The 25,338-nt window shown below is 64.5% G+C and carries 22 protein-coding genes; 8 read left to right on the top strand and 14 right to left on the bottom strand.

The features are described from left to right. Positions 1–109: 109 nt before the first annotated feature. The gene (locus ACFDR6_RS11555) at positions 110–1,231 is read right to left on the bottom strand and encodes a helix-turn-helix domain-containing protein (protein ID WP_375858323.1); all 1,122 of its coding nucleotides are present in this window, start codon (positions 1,229–1,231) and stop codon (positions 110–112) included. On the opposite strand from ACFDR6_RS11555, the gene ACFDR6_RS11560 reads away from it, so the two are divergent. The 5 genes from ACFDR6_RS11560 to ACFDR6_RS11580 all read left to right on the top strand — a co-directional run bounded on the left by ACFDR6_RS11560 (position 1,230) and on the right by ACFDR6_RS11580 (position 7,254). Then, positions 1,230–2,444, top strand: a complete 1,215-nt coding sequence (locus tag ACFDR6_RS11560) for an amino acid ABC transporter substrate-binding protein (RefSeq protein ID WP_375858324.1) — start codon at positions 1,230–1,232, stop codon at positions 2,442–2,444. The two genes, ACFDR6_RS11555 and ACFDR6_RS11560, sit on opposite strands and share 2 nt — an antisense overlap. Before the next feature lie 64 nt (positions 2,445–2,508). Beyond that, on the top strand, positions 2,509–3,384 hold the full coding sequence (locus tag ACFDR6_RS11565) for a branched-chain amino acid ABC transporter permease (RefSeq protein WP_375858325.1): 876 nt from the start codon (positions 2,509–2,511) through the stop codon (positions 3,382–3,384). Beyond that, entirely contained in the window at positions 3,381–5,051 is a 1,671-nt protein-coding gene (locus tag ACFDR6_RS11570) for a branched-chain amino acid ABC transporter ATP-binding protein/permease (protein WP_375858326.1), read from the top strand. Before ACFDR6_RS11565 ends, ACFDR6_RS11570 begins: the two co-directional genes overlap by 4 nt. After that, positions 5,044–5,775, top strand: a complete 732-nt coding sequence (locus ACFDR6_RS11575; protein WP_317239541.1) for an ABC transporter ATP-binding protein — start codon at positions 5,044–5,046, stop codon at positions 5,773–5,775. Before ACFDR6_RS11570 ends, ACFDR6_RS11575 begins: the two co-directional genes overlap by 8 nt. Before the next feature lie 27 nt (positions 5,776–5,802). Then, a complete protein-coding gene (locus tag ACFDR6_RS11580; RefSeq protein ID WP_375858327.1) occupies positions 5,803–7,254 on the top strand; it encodes an aldehyde dehydrogenase in 1,452 nt (483 codons plus the stop codon). 12 nt (positions 7,255–7,266) lie between these two features. Here the strand turns inward: ACFDR6_RS11580 and ACFDR6_RS11585 are convergent, their stop codons facing one another. The 6 genes from ACFDR6_RS11585 to ACFDR6_RS11610 all read right to left on the bottom strand — a co-directional run bounded on the left by ACFDR6_RS11585 (position 7,267) and on the right by ACFDR6_RS11610 (position 12,415). Continuing rightward, positions 7,267–8,082, bottom strand: coding sequence for a hypothetical protein (locus ACFDR6_RS11585; protein WP_375858328.1), 816 nt, complete (start codon positions 8,080–8,082; stop codon positions 7,267–7,269). 99 nt (positions 8,083–8,181) lie between these two features. Next, on the bottom strand, positions 8,182–8,841 hold the full coding sequence (locus tag ACFDR6_RS11590) for a hypothetical protein (protein ID WP_375858329.1): 660 nt from the start codon (positions 8,839–8,841) through the stop codon (positions 8,182–8,184). Positions 8,842–8,854: 13 nt separating this feature from the next. Beyond that, positions 8,855–9,349: a type II 3-dehydroquinate dehydratase gene (gene aroQ, locus ACFDR6_RS11595; RefSeq protein WP_212085335.1), complete on the bottom strand. Its 495-nt coding sequence runs from the start codon at positions 9,347–9,349 to the stop codon at positions 8,855–8,857. Positions 9,350–9,468: 119 nt separating this feature from the next. Next, positions 9,469–10,749 carry a TRAP transporter large permease gene (locus ACFDR6_RS11600; protein ID WP_375858330.1) on the bottom strand — a complete coding sequence of 427 codons (1,281 nt, stop codon included), beginning with the start codon at positions 10,747–10,749 and terminating at the stop codon, positions 9,469–9,471. Between the two features lie 61 nt (positions 10,750–10,810). Beyond that, positions 10,811–11,320 (bottom strand): TRAP transporter small permease, encoded by a 510-nt coding sequence (locus ACFDR6_RS11605; RefSeq protein ID WP_212085331.1) that lies wholly within the window; start codon positions 11,318–11,320, stop codon positions 10,811–10,813. A gap of 75 nt (positions 11,321–11,395) precedes the next feature. Further along, positions 11,396–12,415 carry a TRAP transporter substrate-binding protein gene (locus ACFDR6_RS11610; protein ID WP_212085328.1) on the bottom strand — a complete coding sequence of 340 codons (1,020 nt, stop codon included), beginning with the start codon at positions 12,413–12,415 and terminating at the stop codon, positions 11,396–11,398. Positions 12,416–12,645: 230 nt separating this feature from the next. On the opposite strand from ACFDR6_RS11610, the gene ACFDR6_RS11615 reads away from it, so the two are divergent. Beyond that, positions 12,646–13,305 (top strand): GntR family transcriptional regulator, encoded by a 660-nt coding sequence (locus tag ACFDR6_RS11615; protein WP_375858331.1) that lies wholly within the window; start codon positions 12,646–12,648, stop codon positions 13,303–13,305. Between the two features lie 55 nt (positions 13,306–13,360). After that, positions 13,361–14,251, top strand: a complete 891-nt coding sequence (locus tag ACFDR6_RS11620; RefSeq protein WP_375858332.1) for an SMP-30/gluconolactonase/LRE family protein — start codon at positions 13,361–13,363, stop codon at positions 14,249–14,251. 2 nt (positions 14,252–14,253) lie between these two features. Here ACFDR6_RS11620 and fsrB read toward each other — a convergent pair whose 3' ends face one another. The 4 genes from fsrB to ACFDR6_RS11640 form a co-directional block, all read right to left on the bottom strand. Continuing rightward, positions 14,254–15,546: a siderophore utilization protein FsrB gene (fsrB, locus tag ACFDR6_RS11625; protein ID WP_375858333.1), complete on the bottom strand. Its 1,293-nt coding sequence runs from the start codon at positions 15,544–15,546 to the stop codon at positions 14,254–14,256. Between the two features lie 58 nt (positions 15,547–15,604). Next, complete coding sequence (locus ACFDR6_RS11630; protein WP_375858334.1) at positions 15,605–17,902, bottom strand: TonB-dependent siderophore receptor; 2,298 nt, start codon at positions 17,900–17,902, stop codon at positions 15,605–15,607. A gap of 196 nt (positions 17,903–18,098) precedes the next feature. Then, complete coding sequence (locus ACFDR6_RS11635) at positions 18,099–20,099, bottom strand: primary-amine oxidase (protein WP_375858335.1); 2,001 nt, start codon at positions 20,097–20,099, stop codon at positions 18,099–18,101. A gap of 15 nt (positions 20,100–20,114) precedes the next feature. Then, positions 20,115–21,311 carry a serine hydrolase domain-containing protein gene (locus tag ACFDR6_RS11640; RefSeq protein WP_375858336.1) on the bottom strand — a complete coding sequence of 399 codons (1,197 nt, stop codon included), beginning with the start codon at positions 21,309–21,311 and terminating at the stop codon, positions 20,115–20,117. Between the two features lie 180 nt (positions 21,312–21,491). Here ACFDR6_RS11640 and ACFDR6_RS11645 point away from each other — a divergent pair, with 180 nt between their 5' ends. Continuing rightward, the gene (locus tag ACFDR6_RS11645; protein WP_375858337.1) at positions 21,492–22,481 is read left to right on the top strand and encodes a helix-turn-helix domain-containing protein; all 990 of its coding nucleotides are present in this window, start codon (positions 21,492–21,494) and stop codon (positions 22,479–22,481) included. A gap of 6 nt (positions 22,482–22,487) precedes the next feature. On the opposite strand, the gene ACFDR6_RS11650 is transcribed toward ACFDR6_RS11645, so the two are convergent. From ACFDR6_RS11650 to ACFDR6_RS11660, 3 genes are all read right to left on the bottom strand, one after another. Then, positions 22,488–23,153, bottom strand: a complete 666-nt coding sequence (locus ACFDR6_RS11650) for a methionine ABC transporter permease (RefSeq protein ID WP_317239529.1) — start codon at positions 23,151–23,153, stop codon at positions 22,488–22,490. After that, positions 23,143–24,294: a methionine ABC transporter ATP-binding protein gene (locus tag ACFDR6_RS11655; protein ID WP_212085309.1), complete on the bottom strand. Its 1,152-nt coding sequence runs from the start codon at positions 24,292–24,294 to the stop codon at positions 23,143–23,145. The genes ACFDR6_RS11650 and ACFDR6_RS11655 overlap by 11 nt, the downstream gene beginning before the upstream one ends. Before the next feature lie 212 nt (positions 24,295–24,506). After that, positions 24,507–25,313 (bottom strand): enoyl-CoA hydratase/isomerase family protein, encoded by an 807-nt coding sequence (locus tag ACFDR6_RS11660; RefSeq protein ID WP_375858339.1) that lies wholly within the window; start codon positions 25,311–25,313, stop codon positions 24,507–24,509. Positions 25,314–25,338: the final 25 nt, after the last annotated feature.

The raw sequence follows: 25,338 nt of genomic DNA on the forward strand, positions 1-25,338 counted from the left end.
CCCGGCGGGCCAACGGCGTGGATTTAGCCAGTGCTTTGCAGGCGGCGAGGATTCGAAATCCCCGCACTGATGTTGGGCTCCGAGGCGATCGCTCCGTCACGGGCGGTGCTCACGGCCAGTCGGCAAAATTCAGCGTCGGCCTCGATCGTCCGGCTCTCTCGCGCGCCGCGATGCGCCGGCGCCAGACGCCTGGTGCCTCGCCGGTGTGCTTGCGGAAGAACCGGCTGAAGTACGCGGTGTCCTTGAAGCCGAGCGCGAACGCGATCTGCTTGACGGCCGTGGTTCCGGCCTCGAGCCGCGTGGCGGCTTCCTTGAGGACGCGTTGCTGGATCAGCTCGCTCGGCGAACGCTTCAGCTCGCGGCTGCACAGCGCGTGCAGGCGATCCGGCGTCACGCCGAGAAGATTGGCGTAATCGCTGACGCGCAGATGCTGCTGGTACCGCTCCTCGAGCAGCCGGCGGAAGCGGCTCAATATCTCCGTGCTGGTGCCCTCCTCCTCCTGCTCGCTGTCGCCCGCGAACAGCCGCCAGAAGCGCAGCACGCATAGCGTCAGCTCGGCCGACATGATCGATGCCGCAGCGCTACGCGCCGGCGCGGCTATCTCGGCCGCGATCGAGGCGATGGACCGGGCCATCGTAGTCGCGAGCTCAGGCTCGACCGGAAGCGCCATGATGCCTCGGGCTGCTTCGAGCGCGAGATAAGCAGGTTCGGCCGAGGGCGGCAGATAGCGATGCCAAACGCCCGCCCGTAATTGCAGTAGTTCGGCGGCCGCCCCAGCCGGCACTTCCAGCCATTCGGCTGATCCTGCCGGGAGCCAGACGATGGCGGGCCCGCTCAGGGACGTCGGCCTGCCGGGTCGCGCGACCTCGACAATGGCGGCGCCGTGCAGGCAGAGCAGGTGGATGAACGGCCGGGCGGTTTTCGAAGCCAACATCCAGCGGCGCGCAACATAGTGCGAGCGGATCAGCTCCGCCCCGATGGGCGCGGCGCCGTTCGCGGCCGTCGTTGGGGTCCCCGCGACGCCTCGACGCAGCTGCCCGCTCTGACCAGAAACGTCCAATCTTTCACCGGGATTGTCCATTGTGCGAACAAACCGCGCGGTGCTTGCTAGGTCAAGTCCTGGTCGCGGCCGGCTCAACGAAGCTGCGCCGAAGAAATCAGGCCAAGAGGAACGACCATTCACATCGCTAGCGAACAATCGCTTGAGTGAAACACGAGGGAGGATCGACATGTTTTCCGCGAACCGTCGAACATTGCTGCGCGCCACTGGCTTGGTGGCGGTCGTGACAGCGCTGGGAGTCTTGACGGCCGAGGCGCAGGAGAAGATCCGGATCGGCTATGCCATTTCCAAGACAGGTCCTTATTCCGGCGGAGCCGGTATCACCACCCTGCCCAATTACGAGCTGTGGGTGAAGGACGTGAATGCCGCCGGCGGCATCAAGCTCGGCGACAAGAAGCTGCCGATCGAAGTGGTCGAATACGACGACCGCAGCAGCTCTGAGGAAGCCGTCAAGGCGATCGAGCGCCTCGCCAACCAGGACAAGGTCGATTTCATTCTTTCGCCCTGGGGCACGGGCCTCAACCTTGCGGTCGGACCGACGCTGAACCGTCTCGGCTACCCTCACCTCGCGGTCACGTCGGTCACCGACAAGGCGCCGGAGCTTGCCAAGCGCTGGTCGAACGCGACATTCTGGCTGGGGACGTCGGCGCAGATTTCCGCGGCGCTTGCCGACCTGCTCGGCAAGCTGAAGAGCGAAGGCAAGATCGGGCCCAACATCGCGATGGTCAGCATCGCCGATCAGTTCGGCATCGAGCTCTCCGCTGCGGGGCGCGAAGCTTTCAAGAAGCAAGGCTTCACGCTCGCCTATGACAAGACTTATCCGATGGGAACGCAGGATCTCCAGCCGCTGCTGAAGGACGCCATCGCGGCCAACCCGGACGCTTTCGTCGCCTTCAGCTATCCGCCGGATACGATCGCGCTGACGGAGCAGGCGCAGCTCCTGAAGTTCAACCCCAAAGTCTTTTACGTCGGGGTCGGTACCGCCTTCCCGCTGTACAAGGGCAAGTTCGCAGCCAACAGCGACGGCGTGATGGGGATCGGCGGCTGGAACGCAGACTCGCCCCAGCTGAAGGACTATCTCGCGCGGCACAAGGCTGCGACCGGCAAGGAGCCCGATCGCTGGGCGAGCTCGATCACCTATGCGAGCCTGCAAGTGCTCCAGCAGGCGATCGAGAAGGTCGGCAAGCTTGATCGCGCTGCGGTCGCAGCGGAGATACGTTCGGGCACGTTCGACACCATCATCGGCAAGGTCAAGCTGAAGGACGGGCTGCTCCAGGAGATCTGGAGCGTCGGCCAGTGGCAGAACGGCGAATTCTACGCCCTCGCGCCTGCCTCGCTGCCGGGCGCCCGTGCGCCGGTCGTGCCGAAGGCGCAGTGGCAATAGGACAAGCTTGGCGGCCAGGCCTTGCGCTGCGAGGCCTGCCGCCGTCCACCAGGGACACCGTTTCATGCTGCTTGTCGACATCGTCCTGCCGGGCCTCGTGCTTGGCGGCATGTACGCGCTGATCGCGCTTGGGCTGACGCTGCAATATGGCGTGGCCAGGATCATGAACCTCTCCTATGGGGAGTCGCTCGTCGCCGCCGCGTTCGGCGCGTTCTCGCTCTACAGCGGCCTTGGCATCAGCCCGCTGGCGGCGCTGCTATTGGCCGTCCCAGTCGCGATGCTGCTGAACTGGCTGCTCTATCGCTTCCTGCTGGAGCGCCTGGCGCGGCGGGGCAAGGACAGAGGCGCGCAGGAGATCGACAGCATCCTCGTCACCTTCGGCGTCTTGTTCGTGGTCCAGGGCGCCATGCTGGTCGCCTTCGGCGGCCAGTATTACAGCTACAGCTACCTCTCCATTCCGCTGACGATCATGGGCTCGACGCTTGCGGTCAACCGCCTGGTCGCGCTGCTGTTCGCGGCCCTGGTCGGCGGCGCTGTGTATCTCGCCCTCACCCGCACCCGGATCGGGACTGCCGTCCGCGCCATCGCGGTGGATCCGAATGCCGCGCGGCTCGTCGGGATCGACGTGGCGGCGCTGTCGGGGCTGGCCTTTGCGTTCGGTGGCGGCCTTGTGGCCGTCGGCGGCGTGTTGGTCAGCATGTTCCTCACCTTCAACGCCGCCATGGGCGTGGTCTTCACCATGAAGGCGCTGGTCGTCGTCATAATGGGCGGCGTCGGCAACGTGATGGGCGCGTTGGTTGCGGGACTGCTGCTCGGCGTGGTCGAAACCGCGGTGGCGCGGCTGGTCGATCCGGGCCTGACGCTGGCGGCGACCTATGCGCTGTTTCTCGCCGTGCTGCTGATCAGACCCACCGGCCTGTTCGGGAGAGTTGCGTCATGACCGGGCTCATGCGCGCATTGCTATGGAGCGCTGGCCTCGCCGTGGCTGCGGCTGTCGTCACCTACCCTGTCTATGCCAACGGCTATTATCTCGCGCTCGGCATCAGCGTCCTTTACTTCACGATTCTGGCAACCGCTTGGGCGATGTTCTCAGGCCCCACCCGCTACATCTCGCTCGCGACCGTCGCCTTCTTCGGCCTCGGCGCCTACACCGCCGCGGTACTGGGCGAAGCAATGCCCTGGCCGGTCGTGCTGTTTGCCGCGGCCGGCGTCGGCGCACTCACCGCCGCAATCACCGGACTCTCGACGCTGCGACTATCAGGCATCTATTTCGTGATCTTCTCCTTCGGGCTTGCGGAGCTGATCCGGCAGCTGGTGATCTGGTACGAGGTCAACATCCACAAATCGGTCGGCCGCTATCTCTTCAGCGCCGTGACGCAGGACATCCTCTATTGGCAGCTCCTGGGCTTGACCGCGATCGTCTTCCTGGTGGGCTGGCTGCTCGGGCGGTCGCGATACGGGCTGGCCCTGCGCGCCATCGGTGCCGACGAGACTGCGGCCAGCCATTCCGGCATCGATGCGACTCGGGTCAAGCTCGGCGTCTTCATCTTGAGCGCGACCTTCATGGCCGTGACCGGCGCGGTGATGGCGCCGCGCTGGACCTATATCGATCCGGCCATCGCGTTCAATCCGACCATCTCGTTCCAAGTCGTGATCATGGCCTTGCTGGGCGGCGCCGGCTCGCTGTTCGGGCCTGTGCTGGGCGTCATTCCGCTGGTCCTGCTGTTCGAGGTTCTGACCGCGACGCTGCCCAATCATTTCAGCATCGTGCTCGGCCTCATCTTCGTGCTCATTGTCGTGGTGCTGCCGAACGGGGTGATCGGACTGTTCGGGGTCGGGCGCTGGCGCGTCCCGGCAGGAGGCCCCGCGGTCGCTTCCACCCGCACAACGGCTACACCGCTTCTCGCGGTCGACGGCGTCAGCAAGTCGTTCAGCGGGCTGCGCGCGGTCGACGACGTCAGCTTCAAGGTCGCCGCCGGCGAGATCGTCGGCATCATCGGCCCGAACGGCTCCGGCAAGACCACGCTTCTCAATACGCTGTCCGGCGCCTTGAATCCCTCATCGGGCACGATCCGCTTCTGTGGCACCGTGCTCAATGGTCTGCGCGCGCACCGGATCGCGCGCCTGGGCCTTGCCCGTACCTTCCAGCTGGTACGCGTGATGCCAGACCTGACCGTCGCCGAGAACGTCGCCGCGGCGCGGCTGTTCTCCACGTCGAACGGCTCGGACGCAACCGCAGGCGAGCTGCTGGATCTGGTCGGGCTCGGCACCATGCACGAAGCGCCCGCAGGTGATCTGACCTATATCGACCAGAAGCGGCTGGAGCTTGCCCGCGCACTGGCGCTGCAGCCTCGCCTCGTGCTGCTCGACGAATGGCTGGCGGGGCTCAACCCGAGCGAGCTCGAAACCGGCATCGCACTGATCGCGAAGCTGCGCGAGCGCGGTCTCACCATCATCATGGTCGAGCATGTCATGGATGCGATCCGCGCCTTGTGCGGCCATTGCATCGTCATGAGTGCCGGCAGCGTGATCGCGCGCGGGACTCCGGACGAGGTTTTGGCCGATCCAAAAGTCGTCGCCGCCTATCTCGGAGTCGACGATGCTTGAGGTCACCGCCCTCTCCCACTTCTACGGCAAGCACCGGGCTTTGGCCGACATCGCCCTGCGCATCGAACAGGGCGAGATCGTCGCGATCCTCGGCGCCAACGGCGCTGGCAAGTCCACCTTGCTCAAGAGCATCGCCGGGCTGGTCAGGCCCGCACCGGGCGCGAGGATCACATTCGAAGGACAGAGCATCGTCGAACTGCCCGCCCATTTGATCGTGGAGCGCGGCATCGCTTTGGTGCCGGAAGGCCGCGGCGTCTTCGGCGATCTGACGGTCGCCGAGAATTTGCAGCTCGGCGCCTACCCAGCCCGCGCCCGGGCCGGCGAGGCCGCCCGGCTTGCAAACATCCTGCAGCTATTCCCTCGCCTGGCCGAGCGCATGGCCCAGGCCGTCCGCACCATGAGCGGCGGCGAGCAGCAGATGGTGGCGATCGGCCGCGCGCTGATGTCGAACCCGCGGCTCCTCCTGCTCGATGAACCCTCGCTCGGCCTGTCGCCTCTGCTCAGCCGCGAGATGTTTCGCGCACTAACGCAGATCCGCGCCAGCGGCGTCGGTGTTCTGCTGGTCGAGCAGAACGCACGCGCGAGCCTCGACATCGCCGACCGGGTCTACCTGATCGAGTCCGGTCGCAACGCCGGCAGTGGACCTGCGAGCGCCATGAAGAACGATCCCGAGATCCAGCGCGCCTATCTCGGCAAGGCGCGCCTCGCCCCGACACCAACGTAATCCTCCCAGCACCCCATGGAGAATCCCATGAACGCAATCGACCTTCTCATCGGCGGAAAGGACCAGTCGGCCAGCCACCAGCGCACCTTCCAGCGCCATAACCCGATTTCCGGCGAGGTCGCGACCATTGTGGCGGCGGCTTCGATCGAGGATGCGATGCGCGCCGCCGATGCGGCGGCCGCCGCCTTTCCGGCCTGGTCGCAGCTTGGACCCACCGAGCGCCGCAAACGGCTGAGCGCGGCCGCCGACATCCTGGCGCGCCGGGCACCGGAATTCACCGCGCTGATGGTGGCCGAGACCGGCGCCACCCCGGGCTGGGCCGGCTTCAACGTGCATCTCGCCGAAGGCATGCTGCGCGAAGCTGCGGCCATGACGACGCAGATATCTGGCGAGGTCATTCCGACGGACAAGCCCGACAATCTTGCCATGGCCTTCCGCCAGCCGGTCGGCGTCGTGCTTGGCATTGCACCGTGGAACGCGCCGGTGATCCTCGGCGTGCGCTCCGTCGCGATGCCGCTTGCCTGCGGCAACACGGTGGTGCTGAAGGCCTCCGAGATGAGCCCCGGCGTCCACCGCTTGATCGGAAGCTGCCTCGCCGAGGCCGGGCTCGGTGACGGCGTCGTCAACGTCGTGACCAATGCGCCGGAGGATGCGCAGGCGGTCGTCGAGGCGCTGATCGCCCATCCCGCGATCCGCCGCGTCAATTTCACCGGCTCGACCCGCGTCGGTCGTCTGATCGCACTCGCTTGCGCCAAGCATCTCAAGCGCGCACTGCTGGAGCTCGGCGGCAAGGCCCCGCTCGTCATCCTCGACGATGCCGACCTCGATGCCGCCGTGAACGCCGCGGCGTTCGGCGCCTTCATGAATCAGGGGCAGATCTGCATGTCGACGGAACGGATCGTCGTCGACGACAAGGTGGCGGATGCCTTCATCGCCAAGTTTTCCGCCAAGGCGAGCAGCCTGCCCCACGGCGATCCCCGCAAGGGCAATGTCGTGCTCGGCTCGCTCATCGGCAACGCGGCTTGCGATCGGGTCAGGGGTCTGATCGACGACGCCGTCGCCAAGGGCGCGGTGGTTGTGGCAGGTGGACACGGCAGCGGCACGATCATGCCTGCCACCATCGTCGATCATGTCACGCCGGCGATGCGCATCTATGGCGAGGAAAGCTTCGGTCCGGTCGTGACCGTTGTGAGGGTCAGCGGCGTGGACGAGGCGGTACGCGTCGCCAACGACACGGAATACGGCCTCTCCTCCGCCGTGTTCGGCCGCGACATCGCGCGTGCCCTCGGCGTCGCCAAGCGGATCGAGGCAGGCATCTGCCACGTCAACGCGCCGACCGTGCACGACGAGCCCCAGATGCCGTTTGGCGGCACCAAGGCGTCAGGCTATGGGCGCTTCGGCGGCAAGGCGGCCATCGACGAGTTCACCGAGCTGCGCTGGATCACCGTGCAGACCGGACCGCGGCACTATCCGTTCTGAGCCGCAAGCTGCCTAGCGCAGCGGCAGTAACTCGAGCTGGCCCTGCGCCTTCTTCACCGCCGCGCCGAACCAGCTCTGGCTCGGCGCCTCCTTTGCGAAGCATTTGGTATAGGCGTCCATGGCCTGGTCTTCGCGGGCCATGTCGTCCCGGGGAACCTTCCTGGCCATCATTTGCTTCCAGACCTTTTCGCACGCCGGGATCTCTGCCGTTTTCACGGCGTCTGAAGTGGCGACGAAGTAAACCTTGTCGCCCTGGATCGCGACCACGCCGATTTCATCCGGCAGCCCCTTCAGGCCGCCATTGCCGCGCACGCCAAGCACGGCGACCGCGGCGCTTGCCCCCGCGGGCTTGGTGATCGGCAGCTTCGCATAGATGGCAAAGGCGGCGTCCTGGATCGCATAGTAGTAGAAGCGGTCCGACTCGAGGGCAGCGCCGATGTCCTGCGGCATGCGGTCGTCGCGATGCTCACGCAGCCAGTGCTTGAGCAGCGTCGTCGTGGTCACCACGGCTTGCGTCTTGTGGTCTTCCGAAGCGAAACTGAGCCCGTCGAGGTGACCAAAGCCGATGTCACCCTTGAAGAGCGTGTCGGCGTTCGACTTGCCGTTTGTTGGCAATCCTTTGATCGTGACCGGACCCACCAGGCCCCGCAGCACACCTGCGAGTTCCTTCAGCGCCGCCTCGTGCTGCTTGTAGATCGCCTCGCTCTCCTTGGCCTTGGAAAACTTTGCGATGTAGCGATCGCGCAGGTCGAGATAGCCCTGCTCGGGCGTGGCCGCAGATGCGGCCGTGGCGACGACGAGCAGGCAGAGCAAGGCTAGCGATCTCATTCGATGTCCGCAGGCTGGGAGCCATTTCCAGTCTTTGGTGCCTGTGCGGAGTGGGAAGGTTCATCAGCGCACACAGGTTTGCACCGCGTGGCCGAGCTCTCATGAGCCGAAATCCGCGATGCGGGCGTCGAGCGCGAACATAGTCTGATAAATCTCCGGCTCACTGGCGTGGTTCATGACATCAGGCGCAATCTCACTCGCCTTGTGAAGAGCGTCCTGCAAAGACGTCACGTCCAGCGCTTCGATCAGCAAGAGCCCTGCGAAGAAACCTTCGTTCTTCCGCATGCCCTTCTCCGCCGTTGGCACTGAGGTCCGCGCCTGGTCGGTCGCGCCGATCTGCACGGCGGCGACCCCGTCGCAAGCAACGATCGCCCTGGCCATTGCTTGCGGATCTCCAGGCAGCTTTTCGATCCGCAAGGCCATGATCGTTGCCCCCTCGCCCCTCCCCGCACGGGTGACCATCACGCCCCCGCCCCTCATGAAGTTGCCGAGTTTTGGCATGATGCGCTGCGACCACGGCGTCGGCGCGTTCAGGCGCGCCAGATAGGCCTCGCCGTCGAGAACCTCGGGTGCGTCGAGCTCGTACAGGATGAAGAAGCGGTTGATGTCGGCCCTTACAGCGCGAAAGACGCGCGCGGCCATGAAGCCCCTGGTCGTAACGCGCTCGGTGGTGTGCTCGCGCGTCAGCCAGTGCCGGTAATCAGTCAGATCGTGCGCCTCGATGTCGCTCCAGATGGCGAGAAACCCTGCTCCGCGCATTCCGCCCTCCTGCCTAGGCCTTGCCGGCCGCCGCGAGCCCGTGAAGAGCAGCCGGGATCGTCTCGGGCAATTGTCCGATCCGCTGGACAGCCGCGAGCAGTGCGGCGAGATAGCCGTATGGGCCCAGCCCGCAAATGACCGCCGTGCAGGCACTCGAGGTGATCGAGTGGCGGTGAAGCTCGTCGCGTGCATGGATGTTCGAGATGTGCACCTCGATCTTCGGCCCTTCGAAGATCTTCAGCGCATCGATCAGCGCGATCGACGTGAAGGAATAGGCCGCGGGGTTCATGATGATCGCATCCGCCTCGCCATGGGCGGACTGGATGAGGTTGACGAGCTCGCCTTCCATGTTGGACTGGTGGAACGAGATCGAGACCCCAAGCTGATCGGCCAAGGCCTGACAGCTGGCTTCGATCTCCTTCAGCGTCGTCGAGCCGTAGATGTGAGGCTCCCGGATGCCGAGGAAGTTGAGATTGGGTCCATTGAGGATCATGATCCGTGCGGTCATTTTTCCCGTTTCTCCTTGCCAGCGCCACGCGCCTGAAGCGCGATGAGATCATCGCTCTTCAAGTCATTGTTTGCGCATGATCTTTGCGGAAAGCCGCTGCACACTTTCCGGATCATGCCCTAGCCTCCAAACCACTTGGCCGGGATCGTCACCAGTCCAGGGAATAGCACCATCGCGAACAGCACGACCAGCTGCGCGATCATGAAGGGCCATACGCCCCTGACAATCTCTTCCATGCTGATCCTGGAGACACCACAGACGACATTCAGCACGACGCCGACCGGCGGGGTGATGAGGCCAATGGCGTTGTTGATGATGAAGAGGACGCCAAAATAGACGGGGTCGATGCCGGCCGCCTTGATGATAGGCATCAAGATTGGCGTGAGGATGAGGATCGTTGGCGTCATGTCGAGGGCCGTTCCCACGATCACCACCACGACCATGATCGCCAGCATCAGAAGCGTGGTGTTGCCCATGAATGGCTTCAGGAGATGAACGATCTGTGTCGAGATCTCCGATACCGTGATGAGCCAGGACGACACGAGCGCCGCTGCGATCAGAAACATCACGATGCTCGTCGTCACCGCGGAGGAGACGAACACCTGGTAGAGCTGGGACAGCTTCAGCTCGCGATAGATGCAGGTTGCCACGAAGAGCGAATAGACGGCGACCACCACCGCAGCTTCCGTAGGCGTGAAGATCCCGAAACGCAGGCCAGCGATGATGATGACGGGCAGCATCAGCGCCCAGAAGCCATCGACGACGGCCTTCACGATTTCGGACAACGAGGCCCGGGACGGCGGCGTCAGGTTCTCCTGCCGCACCACCCACGCCCAAGCGAGGCAAAGTCCCGCTCCGAGTAGCAGGCCGGGCACGATCCCGGCCAGAAACAGCTTGGAAATCGACACGCCGGCGGTGACGCCGAAGATAACGAAGCCGATGCTGGGCGGGATCACGGGGGCGATGATGCCGCCGGCCGCCACCAGACCCGCTGCATAGGATTTGTTGTGCCCCGCTGCCACCATCATCGGTACCAGCAGTGCCGCCAGCGCGGCGGCATCGGCCACGGCCGAGCCCGACACCGAGGCAAGCATGCACGACGCGAGGATGGTGACATAGCCGAGGCCACCGCGAAAATGCCCGACGGCGACCAGCGCGACATTGACGATGCGCTTGGCCAGACCGCCCTTGTTCATGATCTCGCCCGCGAGCATGAAGAACGGAATCGCCATCAGTGGAAAGCTGTCCGCGCCGTTGATGATGTTCTGCGCCACGATCTGGGCGTCGAACATGTCGATCGTGCTCATCAAGGCTACACCGCAGACGATCAACGCGAAGGCGATTGGCATGCCGAGCGCCATGGCGCCGAGCAGCGAAAGGGCGAAGACGGCGATCGTCATGGCGTGGTCCCGCCGGTTTGCAGGATGCGAGCGCTGGCCGGCAAAGCTCCGTTCGACAACATCAGCGCTCTTCCGATTCCTTGACGGCCACCATGTCGGCTTCACTGGCCTGCCCGCTGAGCACGCGGAAGAGGTCGTAGAGAAGGATCACGCCGGCGGACACGCCGAAGACGACGCCAACGGCGTAGAAGATCCCGAGCGACAGGCCGGTCGCCGGCGCCCGATCGTCGATGTTGATGATGGTCTGGCGCCAGCTGCCCGAGAGCAGAAGCCAGTCCGCAAACAGCATCAGGCAATAATTGATGACGAAGCAGATGCGCTTGGCGTAAGCCGGCAGCATCCGGACCAGACTATCGACGCCGAGATGGGCGTGTTCACGCAGCGCAACGATGGCGCCGAGGAAGGTCAACCAGACCAGCAGCCACCGCGACAGTTCCTCGGAAATAGCAATGCCGGAGTTGAAGCCGTAGCGCAGCACGACGTTGCCGAACACCAGCACCACCATGACCGCAAGACAGGCGGCGATGACGGCCTTCAGGAACGTGCAATAGAGGTCGAGAGCTCGCGCCATGCGTACCGTCCGGGCAAATCAAGGGCTGGAGCCGGCCAATCGCCGGCTCCAGTGCCTGCGTGACGAAGAAGGCCGCTACTTCACGTCCTTGCGGATGCGCTCGACCTCTTCGTTGAAGAGCTTCACCGTCTCGGTACGAAGGTTGGCCGAGATCTTTTCGACGACGGGGTGAACCGCCTTGCGCATGCGGTCGCTCTCTTCGGGTGCGATCGCATTGTACTGCATGCCCTTGGCCTGCAGCTCCGCCAACGCCTTCTCGGTCTGAAGGCGCGTCTGCTCCTTCTGGTAACCGCGGCTTTCGTCATAGGCCTCGCGCATCAGGCGCTGTTCGGTCGGCGACAGCTTGTCCCAGAATGCCTTGCTCACCAGAATGATGTTCAGGGTGAAGGTGTGATTTGTGGCGGAGACGTATTTCTGCACTTCGTAGAATTTGTTCGAGAGAATGACTGTATAGGGATTCTCCTGGCCGTCGACCGTGCGCGTCTCCAGGGCCGAATACAGCTCACCGAAGGCCATCGGGACCGGGTTGGCCTTAAAGGCGCTGAAGCTTTCGAGGTAAACCGGATTCGGAATGACGCGAAGCTTGAGCCCGGCGAAATCCTCGAGCTTGGTGATCGGGCGGGTGCTGTTGGTGACATTGCGGAAGCCCAGGCCCCAATAACCCAGCCCGGTCAGCCCCTTCGCCGGCAGCGTGTCGAGCATCGCCTTGCCGAACTTGCCAGTGCCGAGCGCATCGGCCTGCTCGGTCGAGTTGAACAGGAACGGGAAATCGATGAGGCCGAACTCGGGAATGACGGTCGCGAGCGACGTCGTCGAGGCCGACAACATCTCCTGAGTGCCGCCACGCAGCGCGGATTGCTGCTGAAGCTCATTGCCGAGCTGCGAGGCCGCGAACTCTCGGACCTTCATCTTGCCTCCGCTCTTGGCGAGCAGGATCTCGGCAAATTTCTGCACGCCCTGGCTGACGGGGTGATCGGTATTGTTCAGGTGGCCCCACCTGATCGTGCGCTCCTGAATATCGTCGGCAGCAGATGCGCCGACCGTCAGCGCCACGCAGATCGCCGTCGCAGACAGCGCCCGTACCAACAAGCTCATCGCTTTCTCCCCTATTGCAAGCGAGCACGAACCGCGGCTTAAGCCATTATCTTTCGTGCCCTCCGTCTATTTAGAGATCATACATGAATTTTCATGTCAAATGATGATCGCGGTTTCCTATGATATTTTGCTATACGTCATGGATCGTCGATCTGCTATATTGTTGTCAACATTGATGTTCGGCCTCCTCTCGGAGGGGCGGCAATCGGGACAAGCGGGATCGGGAAAGCATGACGGCAGTTGATGAGCGGCCCCTATCCGCAGGCGACAGCGGCTATCAGCGCATTCGGTCCGACATCATTTTCGGCGTGCTTACGCCATCCGGGCGTCTCAGGCTCGATGCCATGAAGGAAGATTACGGCGTCAGCATCAGTACGCTGCGTGAGATCCTCAATCGTCTGACCTCCGAAGGTTTTGTGGTTGCCGAAGGTCAACGTGGATTCGAGGTGGCGCCTGTCTCGATCCAGAATCTGCGGGAGCTCGCCGATCTGCGCATCCTGCTGGAGCATCATGCGATGGCCGAGTCGTTCCGCGCCGGCGACGTTGAGTGGGAGGGCCGTGTGGTTTCAGCGCACCACAAGCTGGCCGCCACCGAGCGCACCGTCCGCACCGAGGGCGACGATCCCGAGCTCCGCAAGCGCTACGACGGCGAATTTCACCAGGCGCTGATCTCTGCTTGCGGCTCTCGCGAGTTGATGCACACCCATTCGGTCGTGTTCGACAAATACTTCCGCTATGCGCTGCGCTATCGGGGCGCAGAGACGATCAACCAACACAAGGCCCTGTTGGACTGCGCCCTGAAGCGGGACATCAAGACGGCCAAGGCCGTCCTCACCGACCATATCAATGGCTGCGTCGCGCACGCGCTGTCCTCCTGGAAGAGCGGCTGACCCGCCTCTCCCGCCTGGAAATCAAGTTTATCGACGGCCGGAGCGGGAATTCTGGATGACCACGGCTACGATCCCCGCGCATCGGGTTGAGACCGCGGTCGCCAGCGCGGATATACTCGGCGAAACGCCATTGTGGTGCGACCGGTCCCGCAAGCTGTGGTGGATCGACATCGACGGCAGGCTTCATCAATCTTTCGATCCGGCGACGGGTGCCCATCACGTTTCCTCCTGCGATTGCCAATTCCTGGGCAGCCAGGCCCTCACGAGCGACGGCTCGCATCTCCTTGCGAGGGATCTGCGCCTCTCTCGTCGCGTTTCCGACGAAGCTCCTCCCGCCGACTTCTGCGAGGTCGAGTGCGGCCTGGACAACCGCTTCAATGACGGCCGCGTGGACGCCCGCGGCCGCCTGTGGATCGGCACCATGGACAATCAGCTGCATCGTCCGAATGGCGCGCTGTATCGCGTGACCGGGGACGGTGAGGTGGCGCGCATCTTCGAGGACGTCATCGTCACAAACGGAATTGCGTTCGCGCCCGACAATCGAACGTTCTATTTCACGGACACGCGGCGATACCGCACCTGGATGTTCGACTTTGACGTCGATGACGGCGTGATCCGAAACAGGCGCTTGTTCGCAGACTATAGCGCTTCTCAGGAAAGACCTGACGGTGCATGCGTCGATGCTGCCGGCGGGCTATGGACGGCGTTCTTCTCGGGCGGCCGGGTCGTGCGGTACCGGCCGGACGGGCAGATCGATACCATTATCCCGATGCCTGTGACCAATCCGACCTGCCTGTGCTTCGGAGGGCGCGATCTAGAAACGCTGTACGTCACGACGGCGAGAAAGTTCCTGGATCCGCGCCAGTTGAGCATCGAGCCGCAGGCCGGTCATGTTCTTGCCATTCACGGCGTCGCGCAGGGCCTGCCGGAACATCGTTTCGTCTAGCCCTACTCCGCCGGCGTCAGTTGCCGCTCACTCAAGCGCATTGTCGCGGTCTCGCGAACGCGGACCCGGGCGCGTCGCTTGCGCCACCAGATGACGACACCCGTGACCGAGAGTGCGGCCACCACGAGCCCCATGATCGAGATCAGGATGCGCCCGAACAGGCCGACGATGCGTCCCGAGTGCAGCGGAAACTGCGCCTGCACGAAGATATCGGCGGCGGTGCCGACCCAGGGCAGCCGTTCGCCGATGGGGCGGCCATCCTCGCTGTCGTAATAAAGCTGCGCCGGGCCGACGCCGCCGGCCCCGTGATCGTCGCCGGGGTGGAAGAAGGCGGCGGCATAGACGCCATGGGCCGGTCCGTAGCTGATCGCCCCGACCGGGATGGTCCAGCCACGTGCTTTGCCATCGGCGGCCGCGCGGGCAGCGATTTCGGCGAAGGTCATCTGGGGTTCGATGGGGTCGTCGAGATCGCGGTAGGGCCGCTGCTCATAGGGCGTCGGCGTATAATTCGACACCATCTTCATCAGCGGCGAGAACACCTCGAAATAGAGATTCAGCGAGAACGCGGTGAAGGCGATCACGAACAGCAGGCTCCAGGTCCACAGGCTGAACGCGCGGTGGATGTCGAAATTGATCCGGTAGGCGCTGCCCGAGGTCTTGATGGTCCAGGCCGGCGCCCAGCGCGCCCAGAAGCCGCGCTCGAGCTGGCGCGTGACGGCAGGTGCCCGCGCCGCCCTGGCGCGCCGGCGCGAGGGCAGCGTCAGATAGAAGCCGACGAAGCAATCGATGGTCCAGATGATGGCGATGATGCCGAGCACGCGCATGCCCCAGCGGTCGCTGCCCCAGAACTCCGGGATGTGCATCGTGTAGTGCAGCTTGTAGAGGAACGAGACGAGGTTCTCTCTTGTGACAGGCCACACGGCGCCCCAATAGCGCCGGCCCAGCTCCACGCCGGTATTGGGATCGAGAAAGATCTGATTGTAGTCGAGCGCATAGCGCTTGCCGGTAGCCGGATCGATCCGCGGCATGACGAAAAACCACAGCGAGTGGCCCTCCTCCGGCGTCATGAAGAGGTAGACGACGCGGGCACGGGGATCGCGCTGCTCGATCATCTTGGCAAGCTCGATCGAGGGGATCGCCGGGCCCTTGCTGGTGACGTCGAACAGATGGCTGTTCAGGACGTCGTCGATCTCGTGATCCCAGGAGATGATCGCGCCGGTAATGCCGGAGAAGAACAGGAATCCGGCCGTGAGCAGTCCCGCCCAGCGATGCAGCTTGCCGAATATCGCCCTCATCGTCTTCCACTCTCATTCCGTCAGGTCCGGCTCCCCAGCGCCGAACCCCAGTTCCAATTCACCAGCGGTAGCTCAGCTTGCCGATCGCCTTGCGCCCCTCCGCGTAGAAGCACCCGGACAGGCTGTAACACGCAGCGACATAGCGTGTATCGGCAAGGTTGGTCACGTTCAAAGACAGGCGCCAATTGTCACGGGTGTAGGCGAGCAGCGCGTCCAGCACGGTCGCGGATCCCACCTTGAACGTGTTGGCATCGTCACCCCATGTCGCGCCGACATAGCGGATACCGCCGCCGAACTGGAGGCCGGCGAGCGGCCCGGTCTGAAGCGTGTAATCGTTCCACAGTGAAGCACGGTTGAGCGGCACGGTGACCGGCGCCTTGCCGACATTGACCGGATCCTGCGTGACCACGGCATCGACATAGGCATAAGCCGCGCGCAGATTCCAGCCGTCGGCGAGCGACATGGTGCCCTCGAGCTCGAGGCCGCGCGACTTCACCTGACCGGTCTGCTCGGCGAGATAGCTCGGCGGCGCATAGGTCACGACGTTGTCGCGCGTCAGGTCGAAGGCGGCGAACGTGAACAGCGCATTCCAGCCGATCGGCTGGTACTTGACACCGACCTCGTACTGGACGCCGGTCTCGGGATTGAGCATCTGGCCGCCCTGTCCCCTTGCGAGCACCGGCAGGAACGATTCCGAGTAGCTAAAATACGGCGCTATGCCGTTGTCGAAATTGTACATCACGGCTGCGCGACCGGTGAAGGCCGACGCGTCCTTCGATACTGACGTACTCGCGGCGGGCAGATCGCTGTCGAGCTGCGTCGTCACGAAGTCCTGGCGGCCGCCGAGCTGGAACGACAGCCGGCCGAGCTTGATTTGATCCTGCGCATAGAGGCCGACCTGCGACTGCTTGACGCCGGTGTTATCGCTCATCCCGCCAATGGTCCAGTCGTAGCTGTAGACCGGATTGAACACGTTGATCTCGGGTGCCGAGGTGGTGACGCCAAAGGCGGTGTCGCGGAATTGCGTGTTGCGGTAGTCGACGCCAACCAGCGTGGTATGGCTGAAGATGCCGGTGACGAACTTGCCTTGCAGCTGGTTGTCCACCGCGAAGGAGTTGATATAGGAGTTGCTATAGCTGCCGAACCGTGCGAGCTGCCCCGCGGGCTCGTCGGTGTAGCCGGCGCCGTAAAACACCTTCTCTTCGTTGTGCTGATAGGCGTAGCGCAGGTTCTGCCGGAACGTGATGTTGTCGGTGAAATTGTGCGAGAGCTGGTAGCCCGCGGTCGCGATCTCGGTGTTGAACGCGTTGAAGCCCGGCACGCCTGCGAAGAACGAGACCGGGATGGTGCGGCCGTTGTTCGGCCACACCGTGCCCGATGCCGGCAGGAACTGCAGGCCCCACCCTGCGCGATCCCGCTGGTAGTTGGCCAGGATCGTGATGGTGGTGTCCTCGTTCGGCTTGAAGGTGACGGCGGGCGCGATGAAGACGCGGTTGTCCTTGGTGAAGTCGACCTGGGTTTCGCCGTCGCGGACGACGCCGGTCAGGCGCCACAGCACGGTGCCTTCCTTGTTGGCGGCACCGCCCATGTCGAACTGGCCCTGATAGCGGTTGAAGCTGCCGCCGGAGATCGAGACTTCGCCGAACTGCTGCGCGGTCGGCAGCTTGGTCACGTAGTTGAGGATGCCGCCGGTGCCGCTACCGCCATACATCGCCGAGGACGGTCCCTTGAGGACCTCGATGCGCTCGGCGCCGTAGGGATCGAGGCCGTTGAAATGCACGTAGTTGCTGGAGGGAATCCGCAGGCCGTCGACGTAGAGGCCCGACATGGTGGTGTCGAAGCCGCGGATCTGGAGCGCGCCGAATCGGGTGTCCGAACCGCCATTGACGTCGCCGCTGACGCCGGCGGTGTAGCGCAGTGCCTCGCCGATCGAGACTGCGCCCTGATTCCTGACCTGATCGGTGGTGACGACGGACACCGACTGCGGGGTCTCGATCAGCGGAGTATCCGTCTTGGTGGCGGTGCCGCTCCTTGTGGCGACGAATCCGCGTACCGGACCACTGGCGCGTTCGCCCGCACCGACGTTCGATGCGGCCGACTGGGTCGGCGCGGCCTGCTGCGCGGCAGAGCGGCGATTGGCTCGCGAGGTCCGCGTCGCCGCCCGTCGCGACGGAGCGATCGACGCAGGGCGGACGCGGTCAGCCGGCGCGTCGACGGTGACAGCGGGAATCTGCGTCTGAGCCTCCGCGGAATCGAAGGGAATGACGAGGGGGAATGCGCTGACCGCCCCGAGGAAGAATATCTGAATCTGTCGGCGACGCGTTTCTCCACGCGAAGAAAGTTGGAAGTCGGTCACGTCTTTCGAGGCCCCACGCACTGCCGGCTTTGCCGGTATCGTTTTGATGCCTCGCCCTAACTCAGACGGTTTGGGAGCGCGATAGGAACAGGCTTAGAATCCCTCCAGACATGTGCGCAGCGCGTGCGACGAATGCGCTCGTGCCTCGACGCCGTATCAGCGTTGCGGCTGAAGTTAACGGCACAACCGTTGGACGTTACCCGCGGTCCGCGTGACAACAGGTTGCCGCGGCGCTCTTTTCGCCCGCCAGCACGCTGCGGCTGTTGCGGTCCGGCGGAATATCGCCGGCCGCATTGGCCGCAAAGAAGCCGGTTGGCTTCAGCATGAAGCCAGCATACTCGACCGGCATGATCGGAAAGTCCTCGGGCTTGCAGACGTGGGTATGGCCGAACGAGTGCCACACCACGATGTCGGCATTCTCGATGTTTCGATTCTGCGCGGCATAGCGCGGCAGGCCGTCGCCGCCCGCATGGACGTTGGGATAGTTGCCGCTGGCGTATTTTTCGCCCGGATCGAACGCGGTCACCCAGACGTGCTTGGTGGCAAAGCCGCCGCGGCTGCGCACGGTGCTGCCCTCTTGCGCCAGCATCAGCGGGCTCGGATTGACTACGAGCTTGTAGGCGGGAGCATTGCCGACCGAATTGGTCTCGTTGGGATTGCTGATCTTCCAGAACCGGCCGGTTTCGCCGTTGGCGATCGCCGCTGCATCGCGCTCGCGCGACAGCACGCGCGTGGTGGTGTCGAACACGTTGCCGTGCGGATTGTCGTTACCCCAGGGCCGCGGCACGAAGTCGTGCTCAGTGACGGTATTGCCGCCGCCGTCGAGGTCCATGTGCAGGCGAGCGTTGAAGAAGTGCTGATGCGTCGGTCCGCCCAGATTGTCGTCGACCATGCCGCCCCATTTGTACGTCTCGCCCGGCCGCACGGCGGTAGTCTGAATGATGCCGGTGAGCTTGGTCTCCAGCTGGATCGTCCCATCCTGGTAGAGATACCAGTAGAAACCGTAGTCGTAATTGCCGACGGTCGCGAAAAACGAGATCACGAGCCGCCGGGATCGGCGAACCTCGAACAGGCCGTTGCGGAATTCATAGTGCTTCCAAGCAATTCCGTAGTCCTCTTCATGCATGCAGACGGCGTTCCGCATGACGAAGGGCTCGCCCCTGCTGTCGGCGGCCGGCACATCGAAATAGTGGATGTTGCCGAGGCAGTCGCAGCCGAGTTCGAGCGCGTTGGCGAGCATGCCGAGGCCGTATTCACCGGCATCGAACGCCGACTTCCAGAAATGATTGGCGGTCGGGTCGGCGTAAGGCACCACCATTTCGGTGACGCTGGCGCGATAAATCAGCGCGCGCTTGCGTGCGCCGTCCTGGTAGGCGAGCTGATGCAGCACGAGGCCCTCGCGAGGCGTGAAGCCGACGCGAAAACTCCACTTCTGCCAATCGACCTTCCAGCCATCGACGCGAAAGCTCGCGCCCTCGGGCTGCTCGATGTGCAGAGGCTTGATGTCGGTGCGCGGGTCAGTGACCTCATGCGCCCCGTAATTTCGCTTCTTGCGCGGGATCGGCACGATCGGATCCTCGTCCGTGAGGTCGATGACCTTGCCGCCGATCAGATCGACAACCGCGACAACGCCCTCGATCGGATGGGCGTAGCCGTTGTCCTGGAGATGCTCGCGGAAATAGCTGACGGCGCGCACGATGCGCGCGCCGCGCTCGAACTCATTGTCGAAGAAGCCCGAGGAGAACGGGTCGACCTGAACCAGCTCGATGTCCTTGTCGCTGAGCCCGCGCCGCTGCATCGCCGCGCGCCAGCCGGGATCGACCTTCACCACGGCCTCGCATTTGAAGAACTCTTCCAGCATCACCGGCGGCTGCCCATAGGGCGCCTCGCGGTTGGGGACGAGCTTGCGATCGACGATCTCGCCGCGGCCGAGATCGACGATGTGCTCGATCGCTTCCCCGGTGACGACATCCAGCGTCAGCACGAAGGCCCGGCGCGGAAGCCCTGCTCCGCCCGCGGCCAGCTCCTGCTTGGTAGGCTCCTCCAGCCGCACCGTCGGGAAGCGGCAGTTCTCGGGTGAAGCCACAGCGGCGCGCACCATCGTGCAGGCGGTCGTGATTTCTGCGGCGGTCAACGGGTCAAGCGGATGCTGTGCGGCAGCTTGCGCGGACGAGTTGGATGCGACGGTTTCGAGCATGATGGAGTCCGGATGTCAGCGCGGCGCGAGATGCGCGGTGATGGTGCGGAAGGCGGCGAACCAGCGCAGGTCGATCGGTACGTCCATCGCCTTCGGCTGCGTTGCGAGCTTGACGATGACGGTGTCCGAGTCCCAATCAACGTAAAGGTGCTGACCATGGATGCCGATCGCCGTGAGCGCGTTGCGCGACGGATCGATCGTGAACCATTTGCTACGGTAGCGCGCGCCCGGGAAGAATTCGGCGAGGTCGCCGTCGGCCCAAGCCTTGGGATCGCCGTTTTCACGGATGTCGTCGATCCACCAGCCGGGCACCACCTGCCGTCCCTGGACCACGCCACGGCAACGGATCATCTCGCCGAAGCGGATCAGATCGCGCGCGGTGACGGAGAGGCCGCCGGCAATGCGGCCCATGCCGTGGCTGTCGAGTGTCAGGGAGCCGTCTTCCTCTGCGCCCATCGGCCGCCAGAGATGTTCGGACAGAATATATTGGTATGGCATGCCGCAGGCGCGCTCATAGACCCAGCCGAGCACTTCGGTGTTGGGTGAGACGTAGTGAAACACTTTGCCATGCGGTTTCCCTGTCCCGCGCAGCGTGGTGAGATAAGCGCGCTGGTGACCGGCCTCGACGCCTGGCGGCGGCACGTCCCATCCCGAGGAAAAGCGATAGCGCGCGACATCGCCTGCGGGATCCTCGTAATCCTCCTCGAACTTGATGGCGACGGCCATGTCGAGGAGATTGCGGACGGTGCAGCCACCGTAGACCGAGGTCTCGAGCTCCGGCACGTAGCGCACCACGCTTGCCTCGGGATCGACCAGTCTACGTGCCGCCAGCACGCCGCCCAGGGTGCCGGCGATCGCCTTGCTGATGGAGCAGATCAGATGGGGCGTGGCGGCACTCATGCCGTCGTCATACCATTCGTGGATCAGCGTGCCCCGGTGCATCACGAGCAACGTGTCTGCGAAGGTTTCGCGCAAGGTAGCCTCGATTGTGGTGGGCGTACCGTCGGACGCCGTGAAGCTGAGCTTTGCCAGCTCACGCGGCGCGCTGGTGATGGCGCTGGGGTGGGCCGACCGTCGAACCTCGGCAGTTGGCAGCACTTCGCGGGTGTGTGTGAAGCCCCAGCGGATCGCGGGATAGCTGCGCCAGTTGGCGCGGGTCACCAGGGCCTCGGGCGCCGGTGGGCTGCCACGCATGATTTCGGTCGGCCGCATCTTGATCCTCCGCGAAGCGCCACCAGCGGCGATACCGCAACGGTGAGCGAGCAAGACTGCACCCGGGCGCCACCGGGAGTTATCGAGATCCGGCAATATTTTGCTGGACACGGGCGACGACCATGCCAGTCTTGGCACGGCCCCCGCTAGATCTCGCCGGGCAAATTGCAACGTGCTGTCATGGTCTTAAGCGCAACCCCTCCGATCCAGGACTCGGCTGCCAGCCTGTTCCAGGCCAGCAGCACGGACGTTGACGAGCACTGCGCCGCGCTCGGCCGCTGGCGCCTGAGCTACGACCAGATCAGCGCCGGCGCGTTCAAGGGCAGCTTCACCCAGCTCTCCCTGCCCCGGCTCGACGTGTTTCGCGAGATCACCAGCCAGCAGGTCCGCCAATACGGCCAATTGGGCGCCGGCAGCTTTGGCATTGGCCTGCCTTGGCACGGTGACGGCGAGGTCAATTGCAACGGAGCGAATGCCACGGGCGCGCAGGTGATTGCCTGCATCGATGCCGAGGTCGACATGTGCACGCCGAAGGCCTTCGAGCTGCGCGGCGTCGTCGCCAGTGCGGCGCTGATCGAGCAAATGGCCGCCACCCTCGACATCGCGCTGCCGCGCCGCGCCTGGCATCGGTTGCAGGTGATCGAGATGGCGGAGGCGCCGGTCGCACGGCTGCGCGCGCATCTCATCGCAATTCACGAGACCATCACGACCGCACCGGGGCAGTTTGACGATGCGGCGGCACGGCAGGCGCTGGAGGATGCCCTTCTCGTCGAGATCATGGACATGCTGCCGACGGCACGGCCGAGCGATCCCGGCCGCAGCGCCGCGGCGCGCAGGCGCACCGTCGATCGCGCCCGCGACCTGATGCACGGCAGCGGCGATCGCTCGCTGTCGTTGTTGGAGGTCTGCACGGCGGTTGGCGCCAGCCCGCGCAAGCTCGGCTATTGCTTCCAGGAGGTCTTGGGCACGAGTCCGATGCACTATTGGCGCGCGATGCGGCTGAACCGGGTCCGGCGCGCCCTGAAACGCGTCGGCGGCGCCGGGACATCCATCTATGACGTCGCCGTGCAGCACGGCTTCTGGCACTTCAGCCAGTTCTCGCTCGACTATAAGCGCCACTTCTCCGAGCTGCCCTCGGAGACGCTGCGGCGGGCGAGGCGTGCGGCGTGATCCGGCTCAGTGATGCCGCAGTCGGCGGTTGACGCGGCGCGCCAGATAGTCGCCGGCGCTCTGGACGAGCTGCACCAGCGCAATCAGCACGACGACGACGGCCAGCATCATCTCCGGCATGAAGCGCTGATAGCCGTAGCGGATGCCGAGATCGCCGAGGCCCCCGCCGCCGACGGCGCCGACCATCGCGGAGTAGCCGAGCAGACTGACCACTGCGAGCGTCAGCGCCAGTAACAGGCCCGGCAGCGCCTCGGGGATCAGCACCTTGAACACGATCTGGAGCGGCGAGGCGCCGAACGAGGACGCGGTCTCGATCAGGCCGCCATCGACCTCGCGGATGGCGGCTTCGACCAGACGCGCGATGAACGGTGCCGACGCAATCGTCAACGGCACGATCGCCGCACTCGATCCGATCGAGGTGCCGGCAATGAGGCGCGTGAACGGGATGATGGCGACGACCAGGATGATGAACGGCGTGGACCGCGTCGCATTGACGACGATGCCGAGCGCGCGATTGATGAAGGGGGCCGCGAACAGCTCGCCTTTCCGGCTGGTTGCCAGGAAGACGCCGAGCGGCAGGCCGAAGGCGGTGCCGAGCAGCGCCGCGATGCCGACCATGTAGAGGCTTTCGAAAGTCGCCCGGATGATCAGGTTGATGAGTTCAGGCGACATAGCCGAGACGCTCCGCCGGGAATTGATGTTGAGCCAGAAAGGCCAGCGTCCGCGTCACCGCGTCTTCGCCGCCGGAAATACCCAGGGGAATGCCGAGAACGAGCGAGCCCACATGCTGGCCGCCGATCTCGTCGATGCGGGCCGACAGCAGCGACACGTCCAGGCCGAGCTCGCGGGCGAGCCGCGCCACCAGGGTGTCGCCGGCCCCTGCCCCGCGCACCTGAAGGCGGATCACGGCTTGCCCGCCGGCCGGCGGCTCCGCCACGATCCGGCTCGCCAGCGAGACCGGCAAGCTATCGCCGATGACCTCGGCCAGGAAGGATTGCGTGATGGGATGCGTGGGCTGTGTGAAGATGTCGGCGACATCGCCGCTTTCGACCACATGGCCGGCATCGAGCACCACGACTTCCTTGGCAAGCTGCCGCACCACCGACATCTCGTGGGTGATCAGCACGATGGTCACGCCGAGCTCGCGGTTGATGCTCGCCAGCAGATCGAGGATCGCGCGCGTGGTCTGCGGATCGAGCGCGGAGGTCGCCTCGTCCGACAGCAGCACGCTCGGCCGCGTCGCCAGCGCGCGGGCGATCCCCACGCGCTGCTTCTGGCCGCCGGAGAGTTCGGACGGATAGCGGTCGTGCTTGTCGGCAATGCCGACCAGCGCGAGCAGCTCGGAGACCCGGGTCTTGATATCAGCCTTGGCCCAGCCGGCAATCTCGAGCGGCAGCGCGATGTTATCGGCTGCCGTGCGCGAGGACAGCAGGTTGAAATGCTGGAAGATCATGCCGATCGAGCGCTGCGCCAGCCGCAGCTCGCGGCCGGCGAGCGCCGAAATATCGCGGCCATCGACGATGACGCGGCCGGTGGTCGGCTTCTCCAACCCGTTGATCAGTCGAACCAGGCTCGACTTGCCGGCGCCGGAGCGACCGATCACCCCGGTGATCGAGCCGCGCGGTATTGCGAAATCGATTCCTTGCAGTGCGTTGACACCGGGCTTGCCGCGGTAAGCCGGATAGGTCTTCGATATCCCCGCGAAACGGACCATCACATCCGGTCCGGCTGCGGCAGGTGAAATCGCATCGAACTTCTCGATCGGCTGTCCGATCGCGAGCGATTGGTGGGCATTCATGGAGGCGGCCTTCATGCACAATGGTTCGCTTGCCCGCCCAGTGCGCGGGAAGCCTGGTCGCATCATGCGACGGGGTTGGAACCGCGATGAGGGCTCGGAAGCGCGCTGCACCGCAGCACGCACCATCGCCCGTTCAGGTCATTCTTGCAATGTCAGAATTTTGCCGGAGGTTGGGCGAAGTTTTCCCAATCGTCCCTTGGCGAAGAAAATCCATCTGCCGCCGCAGACTACCGCCCCTTAAAGTGCGGCTTGCGCCGGCCCAGGAACGCCTCGACGCCCTCCTTGTGATCCTCGCTGAAGCCTGCGAGCGCGAACTGGTCCACGTCCATGTGGCTGGCGAGATCGTCCAGCGCGTGCGCGAGACGGTTGACGGTGAGTTTCGTCATCGCCACCGAGAGCGGCGGCTGTACGGCGACCTTCCGGGCGAGATCCATGGCGGCATCGAACGCATGGCCGGGATCGACGACGTGCTCGACCAGACCCCATTCATAGGCTTCCTCCGCAGAGATGCGCTGATCGGCCAGAATGACCGCCTGCTTGGTGCGGGCGGGTCCGATCAGGTGCAGCATGCGCGGGATACTCTGCCAGCTCATGTTCATGCCGAGCCCGATCTCGGGCACACGCAGATGGGCATCGCTGCCCATGACACGGAAGTCGAGCGCGACGGCCAGCGCCACGCCACCGCCGACGCAAAAGCCCTCGATCGCGGCGATCGTGATCTGCTCCATCTCCTGCCAGGCCTGGGTCAGACGGGGGCCGAGCTTGAGGTGCCGCCGCAGCGTGCCGAGATCCATGTTCTTGCGCGCACGTCCCTCGGCATCCTTCAGGTCGAATCCCGCGCTGAATGCGCTCGCGCTGCCTGTCAGCACCACGACGGAGGTCGCAGCATCATCCTCGAAGCAACGCGCCGCCGCAGTGAGCTGGCGCAGCGCCTCGGGGGATAGCGCATTGATGCCGTCGCCGCGGTCGAAACGCACCACCGCGATCCGTCCCTCGGGGCCGAGGCCCTTTTCGATCTTCAAATAGTCCGTCACTGACGTCTCCCCAATCTGTCTCTTG

The organism is Bradyrhizobium tunisiense (assembly GCF_042263385.1).
Lineage (GTDB): Bacteria > Pseudomonadota > Alphaproteobacteria > Rhizobiales > Xanthobacteraceae > Bradyrhizobium > Bradyrhizobium tunisiense.

Coding starts and splice junctions, on each gene's coding strand:
- ACFDR6_RS11560 (WP_375858324.1), top strand. CDS start 1,230: ATGTTTTCCGCGAACCGTCGAACATTGCTGCGCGCCACTGGCTTGGTG.
- ACFDR6_RS11555 (WP_375858323.1), bottom strand. CDS start 1,231: ATGTCGATCCTCCCTCGTGTTTCACTCAAGCGATTGTTCGCTAGCGAT.
- ACFDR6_RS11565 (WP_375858325.1), top strand. CDS start 2,509: ATGCTGCTTGTCGACATCGTCCTGCCGGGCCTCGTGCTTGGCGGCATG.
- ACFDR6_RS11570 (WP_375858326.1), top strand. CDS start 3,381: ATGACCGGGCTCATGCGCGCATTGCTATGGAGCGCTGGCCTCGCCGTG.
- ACFDR6_RS11575 (WP_317239541.1), top strand. CDS start 5,044: ATGCTTGAGGTCACCGCCCTCTCCCACTTCTACGGCAAGCACCGGGCT.
- ACFDR6_RS11580 (WP_375858327.1), top strand. CDS start 5,803: ATGAACGCAATCGACCTTCTCATCGGCGGAAAGGACCAGTCGGCCAGC.
- ACFDR6_RS11585 (WP_375858328.1), bottom strand. CDS start 8,082: ATGAGATCGCTAGCCTTGCTCTGCCTGCTCGTCGTCGCCACGGCCGCA.
- ACFDR6_RS11590 (WP_375858329.1), bottom strand. CDS start 8,841: ATGCGCGGAGCAGGGTTTCTCGCCATCTGGAGCGACATCGAGGCGCAC.
- aroQ (WP_212085335.1), bottom strand. CDS start 9,349: ATGACCGCACGGATCATGATCCTCAATGGACCCAATCTCAACTTCCTC.
- ACFDR6_RS11600 (WP_375858330.1), bottom strand. CDS start 10,749: ATGACGATCGCCGTCTTCGCCCTTTCGCTGCTCGGCGCCATGGCGCTC.
- ACFDR6_RS11605 (WP_212085331.1), bottom strand. CDS start 11,320: ATGGCGCGAGCTCTCGACCTCTATTGCACGTTCCTGAAGGCCGTCATC.
- ACFDR6_RS11610 (WP_212085328.1), bottom strand. CDS start 12,415: ATGAGCTTGTTGGTACGGGCGCTGTCTGCGACGGCGATCTGCGTGGCG.
- ACFDR6_RS11615 (WP_375858331.1), top strand. CDS start 12,646: ATGACGGCAGTTGATGAGCGGCCCCTATCCGCAGGCGACAGCGGCTAT.
- ACFDR6_RS11620 (WP_375858332.1), top strand. CDS start 13,361: ATGACCACGGCTACGATCCCCGCGCATCGGGTTGAGACCGCGGTCGCC.
- fsrB (WP_375858333.1), bottom strand. CDS start 15,546: ATGAGGGCGATATTCGGCAAGCTGCATCGCTGGGCGGGACTGCTCACG.
- ACFDR6_RS11635 (WP_375858335.1), bottom strand. CDS start 20,099: ATGCTCGAAACCGTCGCATCCAACTCGTCCGCGCAAGCTGCCGCACAG.
- ACFDR6_RS11640 (WP_375858336.1), bottom strand. CDS start 21,311: ATGCGGCCGACCGAAATCATGCGTGGCAGCCCACCGGCGCCCGAGGCC.
- ACFDR6_RS11645 (WP_375858337.1), top strand. CDS start 21,492: ATGGTCTTAAGCGCAACCCCTCCGATCCAGGACTCGGCTGCCAGCCTG.
- ACFDR6_RS11650 (WP_317239529.1), bottom strand. CDS start 23,153: ATGTCGCCTGAACTCATCAACCTGATCATCCGGGCGACTTTCGAAAGC.
- ACFDR6_RS11655 (WP_212085309.1), bottom strand. CDS start 24,294: ATGAAGGCCGCCTCCATGAATGCCCACCAATCGCTCGCGATCGGACAG.